12 protein-coding genes are annotated in these 16,179 nt (G+C 66.6%); 6 read left to right on the top strand and 6 right to left on the bottom strand.

Going from position 1 to position 16,179, the window contains the following annotated elements; all coding sequences use genetic code 11:
- Positions 1-28 precede the first annotated feature (28 nt).
- The 4 genes from ACFX4F_RS11335 to ACFX4F_RS11350 all read right to left on the bottom strand — a co-directional run bounded on the left by ACFX4F_RS11335 (position 29) and on the right by ACFX4F_RS11350 (position 5,509).
- Positions 29-919 (bottom strand): alpha/beta fold hydrolase, encoded by an 891-nt coding sequence (locus tag ACFX4F_RS11335; RefSeq protein ID WP_380655245.1) that lies wholly within the window; start codon positions 917-919, stop codon positions 29-31.
- A 141-nt stretch (positions 920-1,060) separates the two neighbouring features.
- A complete protein-coding gene (locus ACFX4F_RS11340; RefSeq protein ID WP_025875853.1) occupies positions 1,061-2,077 on the bottom strand; it encodes a 3-oxoacyl-ACP synthase III in 1,017 nt (338 codons plus the stop codon).
- Between the two features lie 102 nt (positions 2,078-2,179).
- A complete protein-coding gene (locus ACFX4F_RS11345) occupies positions 2,180-2,497 on the bottom strand; it encodes a DUF4156 domain-containing protein (protein WP_025875855.1) in 318 nt (105 codons plus the stop codon).
- Between the two features lie 162 nt (positions 2,498-2,659).
- The gene (locus ACFX4F_RS11350; RefSeq protein ID WP_380655249.1) at positions 2,660-5,509 is read right to left on the bottom strand and encodes a M16 family metallopeptidase; all 2,850 of its coding nucleotides are present in this window, start codon (positions 5,507-5,509) and stop codon (positions 2,660-2,662) included.
- Between the two features lie 404 nt (positions 5,510-5,913).
- Here ACFX4F_RS11350 and ACFX4F_RS11355 point away from each other — a divergent pair, with 404 nt between their 5' ends.
- Positions 5,914-6,390 carry a hypothetical protein gene (locus ACFX4F_RS11355; protein WP_380655251.1) on the top strand — a complete coding sequence of 159 codons (477 nt, stop codon included), beginning with the start codon at positions 5,914-5,916 and terminating at the stop codon, positions 6,388-6,390.
- A gap of 70 nt (positions 6,391-6,460) precedes the next feature.
- A complete protein-coding gene (locus ACFX4F_RS11360; RefSeq protein WP_205406435.1) occupies positions 6,461-6,940 on the top strand; it encodes a tRNA (cytidine(34)-2'-O)-methyltransferase in 480 nt (159 codons plus the stop codon).
- Positions 6,941-7,058: 118 nt separating this feature from the next.
- On the opposite strand, the gene ACFX4F_RS11365 is transcribed toward ACFX4F_RS11360, so the two are convergent.
- Entirely contained in the window at positions 7,059-8,222 is a 1,164-nt protein-coding gene (locus ACFX4F_RS11365) for an acyl-CoA dehydrogenase family protein (RefSeq protein WP_100461852.1), read from the bottom strand.
- A 303-nt stretch (positions 8,223-8,525) separates the two neighbouring features.
- Here ACFX4F_RS11365 and ACFX4F_RS11370 point away from each other — a divergent pair, with 303 nt between their 5' ends.
- Both ACFX4F_RS11370 and ACFX4F_RS11375 read left to right on the top strand, forming a co-directional pair.
- Positions 8,526-10,202, top strand: coding sequence for an electron transfer flavoprotein-ubiquinone oxidoreductase (locus ACFX4F_RS11370; protein ID WP_099819553.1), 1,677 nt, complete (start codon positions 8,526-8,528; stop codon positions 10,200-10,202).
- 65 nt (positions 10,203-10,267) lie between these two features.
- The gene (locus ACFX4F_RS11375; RefSeq protein ID WP_380655256.1) at positions 10,268-10,669 is read left to right on the top strand and encodes a c-type cytochrome; all 402 of its coding nucleotides are present in this window, start codon (positions 10,268-10,270) and stop codon (positions 10,667-10,669) included.
- Here the strand turns inward: ACFX4F_RS11375 and ACFX4F_RS11380 are convergent.
- Positions 10,663-14,271 carry an ATP-binding protein gene (locus tag ACFX4F_RS11380; protein WP_380655259.1) on the bottom strand — a complete coding sequence of 1,203 codons (3,609 nt, stop codon included), beginning with the start codon at positions 14,269-14,271 and terminating at the stop codon, positions 10,663-10,665. The genes ACFX4F_RS11375 and ACFX4F_RS11380 overlap by 7 nt on opposite strands.
- A 75-nt stretch (positions 14,272-14,346) precedes the next feature.
- Here ACFX4F_RS11380 and ACFX4F_RS11385 point away from each other — a divergent pair, with 75 nt between their 5' ends.
- Positions 14,347-14,985 (top strand): response regulator, encoded by a 639-nt coding sequence (locus ACFX4F_RS11385; protein ID WP_380655262.1) that lies wholly within the window; start codon positions 14,347-14,349, stop codon positions 14,983-14,985.
- 362 nt (positions 14,986-15,347) lie between these two features.
- A complete protein-coding gene (locus ACFX4F_RS11390; RefSeq protein ID WP_380655265.1) occupies positions 15,348-16,124 on the top strand; it encodes a hypothetical protein in 777 nt (258 codons plus the stop codon).
- Positions 16,125-16,179: the final 55 nt, after the last annotated feature.

The following is a 16,179-nucleotide window of genomic DNA, read 5'->3' on the forward strand; positions in this document are numbered from 1 at the left end:
GGGTGCCGACCGTTGGTCGGCACACCTCTCAGATCGGATTCGCGTCCAGGAACGCGCGGATTTCCGGCACCAGCACTTCATGCTTGTCTTCCAGCACGTAGTGACCGGCATCTTCAAACGCGTGTACCTGCGCCTGCGGCAGTGCGGCCTGGAAGCCCTTCAGGAAGTGGTGGTCGAACACGAAGTCGCGCAGGCCCCAGCCGAGGAAGGCCGGGCGATCGGCGAAGGACGGCAGCGCCTTGCCCGCGCGCTCCAGCAGTGACCACGCCTTGTCGGCCGGCGACAGCGGGATGTCCTGCATGAAGCGGATGGTGCTGATGCGGTTGGCGTAGCTGTTGTATGGCGACACGTAGGCGCGGCGCACATCGGCCGGCATCTTCCGCTCCACGCCCAGCCACGACGCGCCGGAGGAGAACGCATTGAAGGTGCGGATGATCCACTCACCGATCTTCCAGTGCCGCCCCAGCGCGATCTGCCACGGCATCTTCTTGGCCGCCGGCATCGGGAACGCGGCGGTGTTGAGCACCACCAGGCGCTTGACCTGGTCGTGGTGCGACAGCGCCCAGCCGAAGCCGATCATGCCGCCCCAGTCGTGCACGGCCAGGGTCACCGGGCCGGTGATGCCCAGATGCTTCAGCAGCGCATCCAGATCATCCACGCGCGACTGCAGCGTGTACTCGTAGCGACGGTCGTCGGGCTTGTCCGACAGGCCCATGCCGATATGGTCCGGCACGATGCAGCGGTAGCGGTCCGACAGGCCGGCCACCAGTGTGCGCCAGTAATAGCTCCACGACGGGTTGCCGTGCACCATCACCACCACCTCGCCGTCGCGCGGGCCTTCGTCGAGATAGTTCATCGACAGGCCGGGGCGGACCTCGAAGCGCTGCGGGTGGGCGGGGTAACCGGGAAGATCGCGCATGCGGAGCACCTTGGAAGAATCGCGGCGCAGTGTAGAGCCGAGCCGATGCTCGGCTGCTCTCCGGTCAGGCCGCGGAAGAACCGCGCTGCGCGCGTGAGCCGAGCGTGGGCTCGGCTCTACAGGGAGTCTGGCAGAAGGGTCTTACCAGACCACTTCGGCCATCGAGCAGTTCAGGCCCGAGCCGATGCCCAGAAGCGCGATGCGGTCGCCCTTCTTCAGCTTGCCCAGCTGCTTGAGCTTGCTCAGCACGATCGGCACCGAGGCCGGACCGATGTTGCCGTGCTCGCCGAAGATGGTCATGACCTTCTTCGGGTCGATGCCGAAATTCTTGATGAACGCCGCGGTGTGCGGCTGGCTGACCTGGTGGATGACGAACTGGTCCAGCTCTTCCACGGCCCAGCCCAAGGCGATCTTGGCGGCGGTGAAGGTCTTCTGGGCCAGCTTGATGCCCTCGATCAGCAGCATGCGGGTGTCGGTGACCATGCGGTCCAGGTTGCCCAGGCACAGCTGGTTCCACTCGGTGGCCGAGCGGGTCACGCCACCCTTGTAGCGCGGTGCGTCGGGGACCAGCTCGGAACGGGCCATCACCATCGCAGCCGCACCGGAACCGGTGGTCAGCGCCGCCAGCTCATTGCGGAAGTCATCGGCGGTGACGTCCGGCGCGGTCATCCGCTCCAGGGTCTTTTCGTACACCAGGTTGGCGGTTTCGCCATCCACCACCAGCGCGTAGTCGATCTCGCCGCGCTCGAGCATGCGCGCCGCGATGTCCATGCCGTTGATGAAGGCCAGGCAGGCATTGGCGACGTCGAAGGTCATGCACTCGTCGCTGACACCGAGGTTGCCGGACACGATGGACGCGGTCGACGGCTCCAGGTAGTCACGGCTGACCGAGGTGTTGATCAACAGGCCCACCTGCGTCGCATCGATGCCTGCGTCTTCCAGCGCCTTGCGGCCGGCCATGGTGGCCGCGTCGGACGCCAGTACGCCGTTGTCCCACAGGCGGCGCGCGTGGATGCCGGCGATGTCGCCGAGGACATCGGTACGGATACCAAGGCGATCCAGCGTCGGCTGCAGCCGTTCGTTGATTTCCTTGGTCGTCAGCGTGTGCGGCGCATCAACGTGAGCCAGGCCGGCAATCGAGACATTCTTGAAGAGCATCGAGGTTAGCGCCAAGGCTCAGGCAAAGGGGGCGCTATTCTATAACCCCCCGGGCCTTCACCGCATCTTTACGAATTCAGCCTTGGCCGTATGGTGAAGGATTCAGCGCGGCGGGCACTGGAAAGCAGCGAAGCGCTGGCTGCCATCGGCCGGGGCCGCAGCGGCCTGCACGGCGTTGGCGCCGGTGGTCGGGGCCTCGTTGCGGGCCAGGGTCTCCAGCTCTTCCTGCACGCGCAGCGGGTTGCGGTTGTAGAAGCCGACCTTGCTCTTCACGGTCACCACCACTTCGCCCTTGGAGATGCACCCGGCCGGTACCGGGCCTGCCGGCAGCACGCGGGTCGCCTTGCCGGCCGGTTCGATCGGCACCCAGGTGCAGGCGGTGACGGTGAGCAACAGGGACGACAGCAGCAGAACGCGCATGGGCAGGATCCTGGAAGGGAATGTCAGGAGTGTGCCTGAACCGTCTGAATCAGGGATAGCCGGGACGGGGTCGGATCCCCCGCAGGGGGCTCTGACCCCAGAGTACGACGGGGTCGGAGCCCTCCCTGGGGGAGGGATCCGACCCCAGGCCGGCGTATTGCCTTATTTCTTGACCGGGTTGCCTTCGGCATCGATCACGGTCACTTCGCCCAGGTTCAAGGCGCGTACGGCCGCTTCGGTCTGCTTGAGGTCACCCACCACCACCCAGGTCAGCGCCTGCGGCTTGATCTCCGCGGCCGCCTGCTGCACCTGTGCCGGGGTCATCGCTTCGATCTCGGCCTTGCGGCGCAGCACGTAGTCGTCCGGGCGCTTGAACTGCACGATCGTGCCGATGGTCGCGGCCACCGCGCTGGCGGTCTCGTAGGCACCGGGCAGGCTCAGGGTCTGGATGTTGCGGATGCGCGCCACTTCAGCGTCGGTCGCCGGCTTGCTGCCGTTGGCGAACTCGGCGATCTCCTTGCGCATTTCGGCCATGGCCGGGCCGGTCTTGTCGATCTGCACCGGTGCCATCGCCATCCACGGGCGCTGGCCCACGGTGTTGCTGGCGCTGGTGCGGGCACCGTAGGACCAGTGCTTGTCCTCGCGCAGGTTCATGTTCAGGCGCGAGGTGAAGTCGCCACCGATCACACCGTTGGCGATGTCGAAGCGGGTCGAGCTGGCGTCGCTGGACGGCGGCACGACCTGGCCGGCGAACAGGTTGGCCTGCACCGCGCCCGGCTGGTCGATCAGGAACACCCGCGGGCTCTTCGGCAGTGCCACGGCGGTGGTGGCCTTGATCGTCGGTGCATCACCGGTGGCCTTCCAGTCGCCCAGCTGCTTGTCCAGCAGCGGCACGATCTCGGCCAGGGTGGTATCGCCGACCACGATCAGGGTGCCGTCCTGCGGACGCAGCCAGTCGCGGTGGAAGTCGACCAGGTCCTCGCGGCCCAGGCTGCTGATCGCCGCTTCATCACCGCTGCCGGTGAACGGAATCGCGTAGGGGTGGCCCTTGCCGTACAGCAGCGGCGGCAGCACGCGCATCGCTACCGCACCCGGGTTGACCTTCTCCTGCTGGATACCGGCGATCCAGGTCGCCTTGACCCGGTCGATCTCGCTCTGCTCGAAGCGCGGCTCGCGCAGCAGGCTGGCATACAGCGCCAGCGACGGCACCAGGTTCTCCTTCAGCGCGGACAGTTCCACGTCCACCGAATCCAGGCCGGCGGAAGCATCCAGGTCCGCACCCAGCGCATCGGCCGCATCGGCGAAGGCCAGCGAACCCAGCTTGCCAGCGCCTTCGGTCATCAGGCTCATGGTGAAGTTGGCGGTGCCCGGCTTGCGACCCTGGTCAGCGGTGAAGCCGCCCGGGAACTGGTAGCTGAACTGCACCACCGGAATCTCATGGCGCTCGGCCAGCACCACCTGGGTGCCGTTCTTCAGCGTGGCGCGCTGCAGTGCCGGGAACTTCAACTGCGGGAACTCGCGGGTCTGCGGCACGCCGGCCTTGCGGTCCACCTGCTCGGGCAGGGTGCTGTACCTGCTGTCCACCGCCGGCACGTTGAACGGCTTCGGCGCCTGCGACGGATCTTCCTTCAGCGCTACGCGTTCACCGGGCTCGACCACCAGGGTGTGGCTGCCCTTGTCCAGCCACTGCGCGCCCAGGCGCTTGAGGTCGGCAGCGGTGGCCTTGTCGATGTTGGCCAGCGAGGTGCGGAAGCAGCCCGGGTCGCCGGTGTACACCGTGCATTCGGCCAGCGCGTCGGCCTTGCCGCCGAAGCCGCCGATGCGCTCGATGCCGCGGATGAAAGCAGCGCGCGAGCCGGTCTTGGCGCGTGCCAGTTCTTCGGCGGTCGGGCCCTCCTTGAGCAGGCGCTCGATTTCCTCATCGATGATCTTTTCGACCTTGGCCGGATCCTGGCCCTGCTTCACCGTGGCCATCACCATGAAATTGGACCCCAGCTGCGAGGCATAGGCGCCAGCGCTGATGTTGTCCACCAGCTTGTCCTGGTGCTGCAGGCGCTGGCTCAGGCGCGAAGACTTGGCACCGCCGAGCACGTAGGCCAGCAACTGCAGCTGGTCGACGTCGGTGGTGCCGACCTGGGCCACGTTCCAGGCGCGGTAGATGCGCGCCTGCGGCACCTTGTCGGTCATCACTTCGCGGGTGTCGGCTGGCCGCTTGGCCACGTCCACCTTCGGCTGCGCCATGGTCGGGCCGGCCGGGATGCTGCCGAAGTACTTCGCCGCCTTTTCCTTGGCCGTGACCAGATCGATGTCACCGGCCAGCACCAGCACTGCGTTGTTCGGGCCATACCAGGTGCGGAACCAGGTCTTGACGTCGTACAGCGAGGCGGCGTTGAGATCGTTCATCGAGCCGATCACGCTGTGGTGGTACGGATGGCCCACCGGATACAGCGCGCGGTTGAGCTGTTCCCACACCTGGCCGTAGGGCTGGTTCTCGCCCTGGCGCTTCTCGTTCTGCACCACACCACGCTGCTCGTCGAGCGCGGCCTGGTCGATCGCGCCGACCAGATGGCCCATGCGATCCGATTCCATCCACAGCGCCATGTCCAGCGCGGTGGTCGGCACGTTCTCGAAGTAATTGGTGCGGTCGGTATTGGTGGTGCCGTTCTGGCCGGTGGCACCCACCTGCTTGAAGGGCTCGAAGTACTCGCCGTCGTGGTTCTCGCTGCTCTGGAACATCAGGTGCTCGAACAGATGCGCGAAGCCGGTGCGGCCGGCCGGCTCATCCTTGCTGCCGACGTGGTACCAGATGTTGACCGCAACGATCGGTGCCTTGCGATCGGTATGCACCACCACGCGCAGGCCGTTGGGCAGGGTGAACTGCTCGAACGGGATATCGACCTTGCTGGTCGCGGCCGGCTTGGCCGCCAGCGCGTAGGTCGGCGCGAGCGTGCCGAGAGCAGTACTGAGAGCAACAGCGAGCAGCGCGGCGCGCGGGCGCAGGGTGAGCGACATATCCGGGTCCTTGGTCACATAGGTGAATCCCGATCCTAGCGCGGGCGTGCGGCCACCGGTATCGGCCACCAGTCACTGGGGGTGATCGGCCACATCGGCCATCGCCATCACGTTTTCAGGGTCACGAACGGCGGTGATTCACGTCCGGACAGTGTCCGCGGCACCCCGAATGGACAGGTGTCCGCCCGGCGGACACTTTTCATACGCCATAAAACCCTTATAAATCAATGATTAAAAGTTGGCACGGGGATTGCTTTGTCCTTCCTGCGCCAGCAAGGGCTTCAGACAAAACCTGACTGAAGACTGAACAGAAGCAGGAAATCGAAAATTCCGCTTGCATCCCCAGAACTGGTGTTCTACCTTACTACCACACCACTGCTCACCAACACTAAACAGGCCCCGTCATGAACGCCAAGACCATTGCCATCGCCATCGCCCTGATCGCCGGCACCGCGGTTGTTTCGTCGGTGCAGGCCTCCGAATCCATCAAGACCCTGTCCACCGTGCAGGTCCGCCCGGCCGCCGACCAGCTGGTCCAGCAGGCCTGGGAACAGGCCAGCGGCATCCGCACCCTGGCCACCGTTGAAGTGCGCCCGAGCGCGGACCAGCTGAGCGAGCGCGACGGCTTCATCGCCGCCCCGGTCGCCGCCGCGCTGCCGATCACCACCCTGGCCTCGGTTGAAGTGCGCCCGAGCCTGGAGCAGCGTGTCGCCCTGGCTGCCGAGCAGGAAGCCCAGCGCTACGCCGCCACCCTGGCCGCCGCCGCCACCAGCGTCGCCAACCAGGTGATCGTCAACCTGCCGGCCCTGCAGGTGCGTCCGAGCGCCGCCCAGCTGCAGGCCTTCGCTGCCGAAACCGCCCAGGTCCTGCTGCGCCCGTAAGCGACGTCCGCCCTGCCCATCGCAGGGCGTGCGTCGTAAAGGCGGCGGCCGTCGCAGGTACACTGCGCCGATGAATGCCGCGCCCCAGTTCCACGTGATCCTGTTCCAACCGGAAATCCCGCCCAACACGGGCAATGTGATCCGGCTCTGCGCCAACACCGGCGCGCAGCTGCACCTGGTCGAGCCGCTTGGCTTCGCACTGGAAGACAAGCAGCTCAAGCGCGCCGGCCTGGACTACCACGAGTACTCGCGCCTGCAGGTGCATCCCGACCTGGACACTGCGCTGGCACGGATCGCACCGAAGCGGTTGTTCGCCCTGAGTACGCGTGCCAGCGTCCGCTATGACAGCGTGGCGTTCGAAGACGGTGATGCCTTCCTGTTCGGCCCGGAAAGTCGTGGCCTGCCGCAGGAGGTGCTCGATGCCCTGCCCGATGGTTGTCGCCTGCGCCTGCCGATGCGGCCGGACAACCGCAGCCTCAACCTGTCAAACACCGTTGCGGTGGTGATGTACGAAGCGTGGCGCCAGCACGGGTTTGCCGGCGGCCAGTAGATCCACGCCATGCGTGGATGATCGTCTGGTAGATGCCGACCTTGGTCGGCACCGGAGCGCCAACCAAGGTTGGCGACTACCGCCATCCTGCTAGATCCACGCCATGCGTGGAGGGCTTTCAGAACGCGTTGATGCCGGTCAGCTCGCGCCCGATCACCAGCTGATGCACGGTCTCGGTGCCTTCATAGGTGATCACCGATTCCAGGTTCAGCGCATGGCGGATCGCCACGTGCTCGGTGGTGATGCCGGCGCCACCCAGCAGATCGCGACACTCGCGGGCGATATCGATCGCCATGCGGCAGTTGTTCCACTTGGCCAGGCTGACCTGCTGCGGCTGCACCTGACCGGCTTCCTTCAAGCGGCCCAGCTGCAGAGCCAGCAGCTGCGCCATGGTGATGCGCCGGGCCATGTCGGCCAGCTTGATCTGCGCGCTCTGCGTGGCGGCCAGCGGACGACCGAACAGCACGCGCTCCTTGGCATAGCCCAGCGCTTCGTCCAGGCAGGCGATGGCCGAGCCGATCGGGCCCCAGCTGATGCCGAAACGCGCCTGGGTCAGGCAGCCCAGCGGCCCCTTCAGGCCCTTTACATTCGGCAGCCGGTGGCTGTCGGGCACGCGCACGTCGTCGAAGAACAGCGCGCCGGTCAGCGACGCACGCAGGCTCATCTTGTGCTTGATTTCCTGCGTGGTGAAGCCGGCCATGCCCTTTTCCAGCACGAAGCCCTGGATGCCGTCTTCGGTCTGCGCCCAGATGATGGCCAGGTCGGCCACCGGGCCGCTGGTGATCCACATCTTGCTGCCGCTGATGCGCCAGTCGCTGCCATCGCGCACCGCGCGGGTCTTCATGCTGGCCGGATCGGAACCGCCGTGCGCCTCGGTCAGGCCGAAGCAACCGATCAGTTCGCCGCGCGCCATCGCCGGCAGCCACTGCCGGCGTTGCTCTTCGCTGCCGTACGCATAGATCGGATACATGCACAGCGAGCTCTGCACCGACACGAAGCTGCGCAGGCCCGAATCACCGCGCTCCAGCTCCTGGCAGATCAGGCCGTAACTGACTGCGCCCAGGTCACCGCCGCCGTACTCGGCCGGCAGGGTGGCGCCGAGCAGGCCAAGCGAGGCGATCTCCGGCACCAGTTCCGACGGGAAGCGCGCCTGGTCGAAGGCATCGCCGATGATCGGCAGCACGCGCTCGTTGGTGAAGCGGGCCACGCTTTCCTGGACTGCGCGCTCTTCCTCGCTGAGCAGGGAACGGACATCGAACAGGTCGTACGGATCCAAAGCCATGGCACTCACACGCAGACGGGACCTGGCCATTGTCGGTCATCCGGGTGGGTTTGGTGTGCCGGTAGAGACCGACCTCGGTCGGCGCTGGCGTTTCCGCGGACGCCAACCCAGGTGGGCGGCTACCGACGCTGCGTACGCTGCACTGCAGCAATCGCGGTGTGAACATCGGCGATCTAGCTCGATCACGCGCAGCCCGGTACCCTGACAACATTCAAACAACCGTTTCGCCCGTGGCTGCACGCGCGATTCCCAGGCAACCGCCGGTGGCCCCGATGCCGGCACTACCCACGAGTCATGCAATCGATGAGTGCTGAAGCCAACGCCCTGCCCCCGCGTGAAGTCATGGAATTCGACGTGGTCATCGTCGGTGCCGGCCCGGCCGGCCTGGCCACCGCGATCCGTCTGCGCCAACGCGCGATCGAAGCCGGTCGCGAACTGTCGGTCTGTGTGCTGGAGAAGGGCTCCGAGCCCGGTGCGCACGTGCTGTCCGGCGCAGTGATGGACCCGCGCGCGCTGACCGAACTGTTCCCGGACTGGGCCGAGCGCGGCGCACCGCTGAAGCAGAAGGTCACCCGCGACGAGTTCCTGTTCCTCAGCGAGACCGGCGCGCGCACCACCCCGCACGCGCTGTTGCCCGAGTGCTTCCACAACGAAGGCAACTACATCATCAGCCTGGGCGAGGTCACCCGCTGGCTGGCGCAGCAGGCCGAAGCGCTGGAAGTGGCGATCTTCCCCGGCTTTGCCGCCGCCGAAGTGCTGTACGGCGACGACGGCGCGGTGATCGGCGTGGCCACCGGCGACATGGGCATCGAAAAGGACGGCAGCATCGGCCCGGCCTTCGAACGCGGCATGGCGCTGCAGGCAAAGTACACGATCTTCGCCGAAGGCGCGCGCGGCCATCTGGGCCGCCAGCTGATCAGCCGCTTCAAGCTGGACGAAGGCAAGGATCCGCAGGCCTACGGCATCGGCATCAAGGAGTTGTGGCAGATCGACCCGGCCAAGCATGAGCCGGGCCTGGTGGTGCACGCCGCCGGCTGGCCGCTGGACACCGATACCTACGGCGGTGCGTTCCTGTACCACGCCGACGGCGGCAAGGTCGCCATCGGCTACGTGGTCGGCCTGGACTACAAGAACCCGTGGCTGAGCCCGTTCGAAGAGTTCCAGCGCTTCAAGACCCATCCGTCGATCCGCAAGCACCTGGAAGGTGGCACCCGCATCGGCTACGGCGCGCGTGCAATCACCGCCGGCGGCCTGATGTCGCTGCCGAAGACCGTGTTCCCCGGCGGTGCACTGGTCGGCTGCGAGGCCGGCTACCTCAACGTCAGCCGCATCAAGGGCAGCCACGCGGCGATCAAGACCGGCATGCTGTGCGCCGATGCCGCCTTCGACGCGCTGGTGGCCGATCGCCAGCACGACGAGCTCAGCGCCTACCCGGCCGCCTTTGAAAGCAGCTGGCTGCACGACGAACTGAAGCTGTCGAAGAACTTCAAGCAGTGGTTCAAGAAGGGCCAGACCGTGGCCACGCTGATGACCGGCATCGAGCAGTGGCTGCTGCCGAAGCTGGGCGTGCGCAATCCGCCGTGGACCCTGCGCCACAGCATCCCGGACCATGCCTGCCTGGAGCCGGCATCCAAGCACGCGCGCATTGCCTATCCCAAGCCCGATGGCGTGCTGACCTTCGACCGCCTCAGCTCGGTGTTCCTCAGCAGCACCAACCACGACGAGAACCAGCCCAGCCACCTGACGCTGAAGGATGCGAGCATCCCGGTGAAGGTGAACCTGGCCGAGTACGCCGGCCCGGAAGCACGTTATTGCCCGGCGGGCGTGTACGAGTTCGTCGGCGACGGCAACGATGCGCGGCTGCAGATCAACGCGCAGAACTGCGTGCACTGCAAGACCTGCGACATCAAGGATCCGACCCAGAACATCGTCTGGGTGACCCCGCAGGGCGGCGGTGGACCGAACTACTCCGGCATGTGACCGGTGAGGGGGCTGCGACCGGCGGTCACAGCCCCACGTTGCGTGCGACCGGTATCCTGCCCGCCATGCGCGCCTTTCATCTGCTTCTTGTTGTTGCCACGACCCTGGCCTCCAGCGCGTGCCAGCGCCCACCGGCTGCGCCCAGCACGCCGGAACAGGCGCGCCAGCAGGCGATGCAGCAGGCGTTCGAACTGTGTGCCGGCTGCCACACCGTCAAGGCCGGCGGCATCCACCGCTACGGGCCCAACCTGCACGGAGTGCTCGGCCGTCGTGCAGGCAGCCTGCCCGATTACGGCTATTCCCCGGCCATGCGCCGCGCCGACATCGTATGGAGTGCGCAGACGCTGGACACCTTCCTGCAGTCGCCCACCCATCTGGTACCCGGCACCCGCATGTACAACGCGTTCCCCAGCGCGGAGCGTCGCGCGCTGGTGATCGCCTACCTGCAGGAACACGCAGCTCAGTGAGCCAGGCGCTGCAGCTGCTGCTGCAGATGCGCCACGAACTGCCCGGCCTCGGCGATCGCCGCTGCGATCTCTTCCTCGCCTGCAGCCTGCAACCGTTCCACCAGCGCGTTGGCGCGATCGGCCAGGCCGCGTGCACCCACCGCCCCCAGCGCACCGGCCTGCCGATGCAGGTGCAGCGCGGCCGTCACCCGGTCGCCTTCGTGCAGCGCGCGCTGCAGGACCGCGATGTCCTCGTCACTGGCCTTCAGCAGGCTGTCGCGCAGTTGCCGGGCGATCTCGCGTGAACCAAAGCGCCGCTGCAGGGTCGCCAGGTTGGGGAGTCCCTCATCGCCATCGGGTTCATCGTCGCTGTCCACGGCGGCCTGCTCATCCTCCGCACCGTCGGCGCGCGGAAGCCAGCGCAGCAGCGCCTGTCGCAGCGTCGCCAACGACAACGGCTTGGCCAGCATGTCATCCATGCCGGCTTCGCGGCAGCGGCGCGCGTCGTCGTCGAGCACGCTGGCGGTCAGCGCCAGCACCGGCATCCGCGGCTGGCCGTTACGCCCCTCGCGCTCGCGCAGCAGGCGGGTGAAACCGAATCCATCCAGCACCGGCATGCGGCAATCGGTGATGACCAGATCGAAGGATTCCTCCGCCAGCCGGTCCAGTGCCTGCTGCCCGTCATCGACCAGCACATGCGGCACGCCCAGCTGCTGCAGGCGCCAGGCCATCATGGCCTGGTTGGTGGGATGGTCTTCAATGACCATCACCCGCGCCTGGCGCAGATCAGGGGGCAGCAGCGCGCTCTGCTGATGCTCGGCCTGCAGCGCCATCACATCCTCGCTGCGCGCCTCCACCAGCGACAGTAGTACTTCAACCCGCGTCCCTTCGCCCAGCGTGCTTTCCAGCTTCAGTTCGCCGTCCATCTTCTGCACCAGGCGCCGGCAGATGCTCAGGCCCAGCCCGGTGCCCCCGTGGTCGCGCTGGATGTACGCGCCGGCCTGGGTGAAGGGTTCGAACAGGGTCGGCAACTGCTCCGGCGCAATGCCGATGCCGGTATCGGTGACGCTCAGGCGCAGCGGCTGGCTGCCATCCTCCGCAGTGGGGCCCAGCACCTCCAGCTGCAGCCGCACCGTGCCCTTCACAGTGAACTTGATGGCATTGCTGAGCAGGTTGAACACGATCTGCCGAAAACGCACGCCATCCACTTCATGCGCCTGCGCCAGCTGTTCGTCGATGTGCAGCTGCAGGTCCAGGCCGCGCGCCGTGGCCTGCGGCAGCAACAATCGATGGACCCCCTCCAGCAGTGGCCGCACCGGTAGCGGTACCGGCTCCAGGCGCAGTGCGCCCGCTTCCATCCGCGAATAGTCGAGGATGTCGTCCAGGATCTGCCGCAGCATCTGCGCGGAGTCTTCGATCACGCCGAGGATGCGTTGCTGTTCGGCGTCCAGCGGCGAATGCGCCAGCACTTCCAGCATGCCCAGCACACCGCTCATCGGCGTGCGGATTTCATGGCTCATGGTGGCCAGGAAGCGCGACTTCGCTGCCGCTGCCTGTTCGGCTTCGACCATCGCCGCGGCAAGTGCGTCGGCCTGCGCGCGCGCCTGGCTCACGTCCACCCAGTAACCGCTCCAAGTCACCGCGCCCGCTTCGGTGGAATACGGGTGCGCCTGGCTGCGCACCCAGCAGGGTGCGCTTCCTTCACGATGGACCTGGAACTCGAAGGAAAGCGGTGCGAAATTGCGCGCCGCCAGTTCCATCGCGCGCAACACCTTTTCGCGGTCATCGGCATTGATGCATGCCAGCAGCGCCTGCCCATCCGTCTCCGCCTGCTGGCGGCTGATGCCGAACATCGACTGCACATCGCCGGCGATGAAGGGGAAGCTCAAGGTGCCGTCCGCTTCGCGGCGGGCCTGGTAGACGATGGCAGGCAGGTTGTCGGTCACCTCGGCCAAGCGCTGCTCCAGCTCGCGGCGGCCGGCCACCTCGCGGCGCAACCGCCAGTGGCCCAGCCCGTGCACCGCCACTGCAGTGGCCAGCACCAGCAGCAGCGGAAGGCCCCAGCGCAGGAGGGTGCGCCAGTCCACCCCATCGCGGTATTCCACCGACAGCCAATCGCCACGCAGGGCCTCGCGCTGGCGTGGCCCCATCTGCAGCAGCAGGCGGTCGAAGGTGGTGGCCAACGCCGCATGACGACGTTCCACCGCCAGCACCAGCTGGTCGTTGAACCCGGCGGGCGCGGCCAGTTGCAGGCGCCCCGGGAAGCGGTTGCGCAGCAGTTGGTCGACCAGCGCCAGGTTGCCCACGTAGGCATCGGCCTCCCCATCAGCAAGACGTTGCAGGGCCTGCTCGGCGCTGCGCGCAGCGACGATCTTCACCGACGGCGCCTGCTGCTGCACGTAGCCACGGACGCGCTCCGGATCGGACAGCAGCACGCGTTTGCCGTCCAGGTCCGACAAGCCCAGCATCGACGGACTGTCGGTGCGGGTGACGATCACATTGGGCACGGTGATGAAGGGCTGGCTGAACACCCATTCCGGGCCCAGATAGCGCGAATCGGCAGGAATGCCGATCACCGCCTGCAGTTCCCCGCGACGCGCCTTCTCGCGCACCTCGTACCAGTCATGGCTGTTTTCAACCTGCAGGTTGGCGCCGGCCTGCAGCAGGCGCTGCAGGTACTCATTGGTCAGGCCACTGGGCTTGCCATGCCTGTCGGCGAACGACAGCGGTGCGGCATTGGGCGCAAAACCAATCTTCAACGGCTGCTGCAGCACGCGTTTTTCGGCCTGGCTCAACGCCAGCTGCGCCGATGCCGACCATTGCGGAGGCGGCAGCCAGCGCTGCGCGAGGGCGTCGCGCTGGGCCTCGCTGATGGCGGCGAGCGCCAGATCCAGTGCTTCGGACAACGGCTGCTTGCTGTTGGGCACACCGAAATGCAACTGCTCCGGGGGCAGATCGCTGGGCCGCAGCAACGCCACACCCTTCAATCCGGTGGCGGCGATCAGTTCGGTTGCCACGTAGGCATTGCCGATGAAAATGTCGGCTTTGTCGTCTCTGACCATATTCAAGGCGGTCAGCGTGTTGTCTGCGACAAGTTGGCGTGCCCGTGGGAACCGTGCACGCACCTGCGGTCCGGTCATGAAGTCCTGCTCGACCACGACGCGCAGCCCATCCAGATCGGGTGCCTCCGAGGCACGCAGGTCCTGGGGCCGCCCAACCATGGCCAGCGGTGCTTCGGCATAGGCGGCGGTGTAGACCATGCAACGGGTACGCTCGGCACTGAGCGCGATGTTCATCACCACGTCGATCTCGCCGCGGCATGCCGCATCCAGCACCGAAGGCCAGTCCGGATAGCGGCGCGTCTCCACCTTCAGGCCAAGCTGACGGGTCGAAAGCGTCAGGTAGTCGGGGCCGAGCCCCACCTGCTTGCCGTCCTGGATCGACTCAAAAGGAGGCCAGCCACTGTCATACTGTCCAACAACGACAACAGGATGTGCGGCCAGGTATTCGCGCTGCAGGGGGCTGAGCGGCAACGGCCCCGGTACGGACGCGGACTGGGCCAGCGCCGGCAGAGCCAGCAGGGTCGTCAACAGGATCAGTCCACGAGCCGCCCAGCTGCACATCTGCAACGATCTCCTGGAAGTCCTGCCAGGGACCGCGACGGTCGCGGTCCGGCGTGCCGGTGGCCATACTAGAGCATGACCTTGCGCATCATCATCGCAGACGATCACCCCGTGGTCCGCATCGGTACCCGCGCCGTCATCGAGTCCAGCGGCGTTGGCAAAGTCGTTGGCGAGGCCGACAACGCCCAGGCGCTGATGACGCTGCTGACCACCCAGGCCTGCGATCTGCTGGTTACCGACTATTCGATGCCCGGCAGCCCCCAGGCCGATGGCTTCGCCATGATCGGCATGATCCGCCGCCGCCATCCCGACCTGCCGGTGCTCATGCTCAGCGTCTCCAACAACCTGGCGATCCTGCGCATGGTGCTCGACAGCGGCGTGCTCGGCCTGGTCGACAGGAGTTCGTCGATGGATGAACTGCCGCAGGCGATCCAGGCGGTCTACCGCGGCCAGTCCTACATCAGCCGCAGCCTGCGCGAGCGGGTGGAGGAAGCCGGCAGCTGGCGCATGCGCGAGGGCGACGGCAAGCCGTTGTCGCCGCGCGAAGTGGAGGTGCTGCGCCTGCTCGGTACCGGCATGACGGTGAAGGAAATCTCGCTGCAGCTGCACAAGAGCGTCAGCACCATCAGCCGCCAGAAGGGTGATGCCATGCTCAAGCTGGGGCTGAAGGGCGATGCGGAACTGTTCGACTACCTGCGCGACGGCAGGATCTGAGACACCGTTCACAGCTCTCTGGGGGAGGCTCCCCCTGCCCCCCTGTGATCGCCGTCGCATCTGTGCCATCATCCGCCCCGATGGGTTTTCCTATGCGAGGTCGAAGGAATCGACCGGCTCATCACGACGTTCCCCCTCATCGAGGGCGGGGCGTGTTCTGCGTTGGCCTTCCTGCCCGACGCCCGCAAACCATGGAGAGGTGCATGAAAATCCTTCCGCAATCCCGCTTGGCCCGTGTCCGCCCACGCCTGTGTGCGACGTTCGCTGGCCTGCTCGTTGCGTTGCTTGCCAGCGCCTGCACCCCCTCGACTTCGACCGCGTCACCACAGGGCGCCACCGCGCCACGACAGGATGTTGCCCCGATGCAGAGCTCCGCCACACCCGCCACCACGGCCACCGCCACGCCCCCCGATGCCGGCAGCGTGCTGTATTTCATCTACGACGTGGACGGCGATGGTGCCGTTTCGTACGAAGTAGCCAATGGCAGTGTCGCCACCTTCTGGTTCGGCCATGCCTTCGAAGTGGCCGGCACCCGCTATTACACCGGCTTTGCCTGGAACACACCACAGAAGTACGGCAAGCCGGGCGAAGACGATGTCGGTCCGGACAGCCAGGTCACGCTGACCGAGGCCACCTTCACCCTGACCGGCGACAAGCCGGACCGGCCGTGGGTGTTCAAGGGTGCCGAGCCGTGGATCGGCACCGTCGGCGCCAACGGCACCGCGCCGGACATCGACAGCAAGCGCAAGCCGCTGGAGTACCGCACCCCGGCCGGCAAGCTGGTGCTGGCGGTGCCGACCAGCACCTTCGCCACCGGTACCAGCATCGAAAGCTACACCGTGCTGGTGTTCAACCCGGACTATGAGAAATCCGAAGAAGGCCAGGTCTGGGCCAGCCTGGGCACGGTGATCACCGGCGAAGACAATTCGGCCGCCTGCGACGACGGCCAGGTGATGCCGTGCGTCAGCAACCGGGGCGTTCTGGCCTTCAACGCCGTCGCCGGCAGCGACCTGCCCAGCATCAGTGTCACCGCCACCGGCACCACCATTTCCGGCCCGGGCCAGACCCGTGCCTTGGGTGCGGCCGATGCACGCCAGTACCACTACGACGCCGCCCGCAAGGCCTACGTCGAAAAGTAAGACGCACCACCCCGCAGCACCTGTTGACCGACATGTTGAAGACTCACGGATGAGT

The sequence above is a fragment of the Stenotrophomonas sp. YIM B13575 genome (genome assembly GCF_042787595.1).
Lineage (GTDB): Bacteria > Pseudomonadota > Gammaproteobacteria > Xanthomonadales > Xanthomonadaceae > Stenotrophomonas > Stenotrophomonas lactitubi_B.

Excerpts from the sequence above, each read along its gene's own strand:
- ACFX4F_RS11345 (WP_025875855.1), bottom strand. The coding sequence starts at position 2,497 with ATGCGCGTTCTGCTGCTGTCGTCCCTGTTGCTCACCGTCACCGCCTGC.
- ACFX4F_RS11335 (WP_380655245.1), bottom strand. The coding sequence starts at position 919 with ATGCGCGATCTTCCCGGTTACCCCGCCCACCCGCAGCGCTTCGAGGTC.
- ACFX4F_RS11350 (WP_380655249.1), bottom strand. The coding sequence starts at position 5,509 with ATGTCGCTCACCCTGCGCCCGCGCGCCGCGCTGCTCGCTGTTGCTCTC.
- ACFX4F_RS11365 (WP_100461852.1), bottom strand. The coding sequence starts at position 8,222 with ATGGCTTTGGATCCGTACGACCTGTTCGATGTCCGTTCCCTGCTCAGC.
- ACFX4F_RS11385 (WP_380655262.1), top strand. The coding sequence starts at position 14,347 with ATGACCTTGCGCATCATCATCGCAGACGATCACCCCGTGGTCCGCATC.
- ACFX4F_RS11390 (WP_380655265.1), top strand. The coding sequence starts at position 15,348 with ATGCAGAGCTCCGCCACACCCGCCACCACGGCCACCGCCACGCCCCCC.
- ACFX4F_RS11380 (WP_380655259.1), bottom strand. The coding sequence starts at position 14,271 with ATGTGCAGCTGGGCGGCTCGTGGACTGATCCTGTTGACGACCCTGCTG.
- ACFX4F_RS11360 (WP_205406435.1), top strand. The coding sequence starts at position 6,461 with ATGAATGCCGCGCCCCAGTTCCACGTGATCCTGTTCCAACCGGAAATC.
- ACFX4F_RS11340 (WP_025875853.1), bottom strand. The coding sequence starts at position 2,077 with ATGCTCTTCAAGAATGTCTCGATTGCCGGCCTGGCTCACGTTGATGCG.
- ACFX4F_RS11375 (WP_380655256.1), top strand. The coding sequence starts at position 10,268 with ATGCGCGCCTTTCATCTGCTTCTTGTTGTTGCCACGACCCTGGCCTCC.
- ACFX4F_RS11355 (WP_380655251.1), top strand. The coding sequence starts at position 5,914 with ATGAACGCCAAGACCATTGCCATCGCCATCGCCCTGATCGCCGGCACC.
- ACFX4F_RS11370 (WP_099819553.1), top strand. The coding sequence starts at position 8,526 with ATGAGTGCTGAAGCCAACGCCCTGCCCCCGCGTGAAGTCATGGAATTC.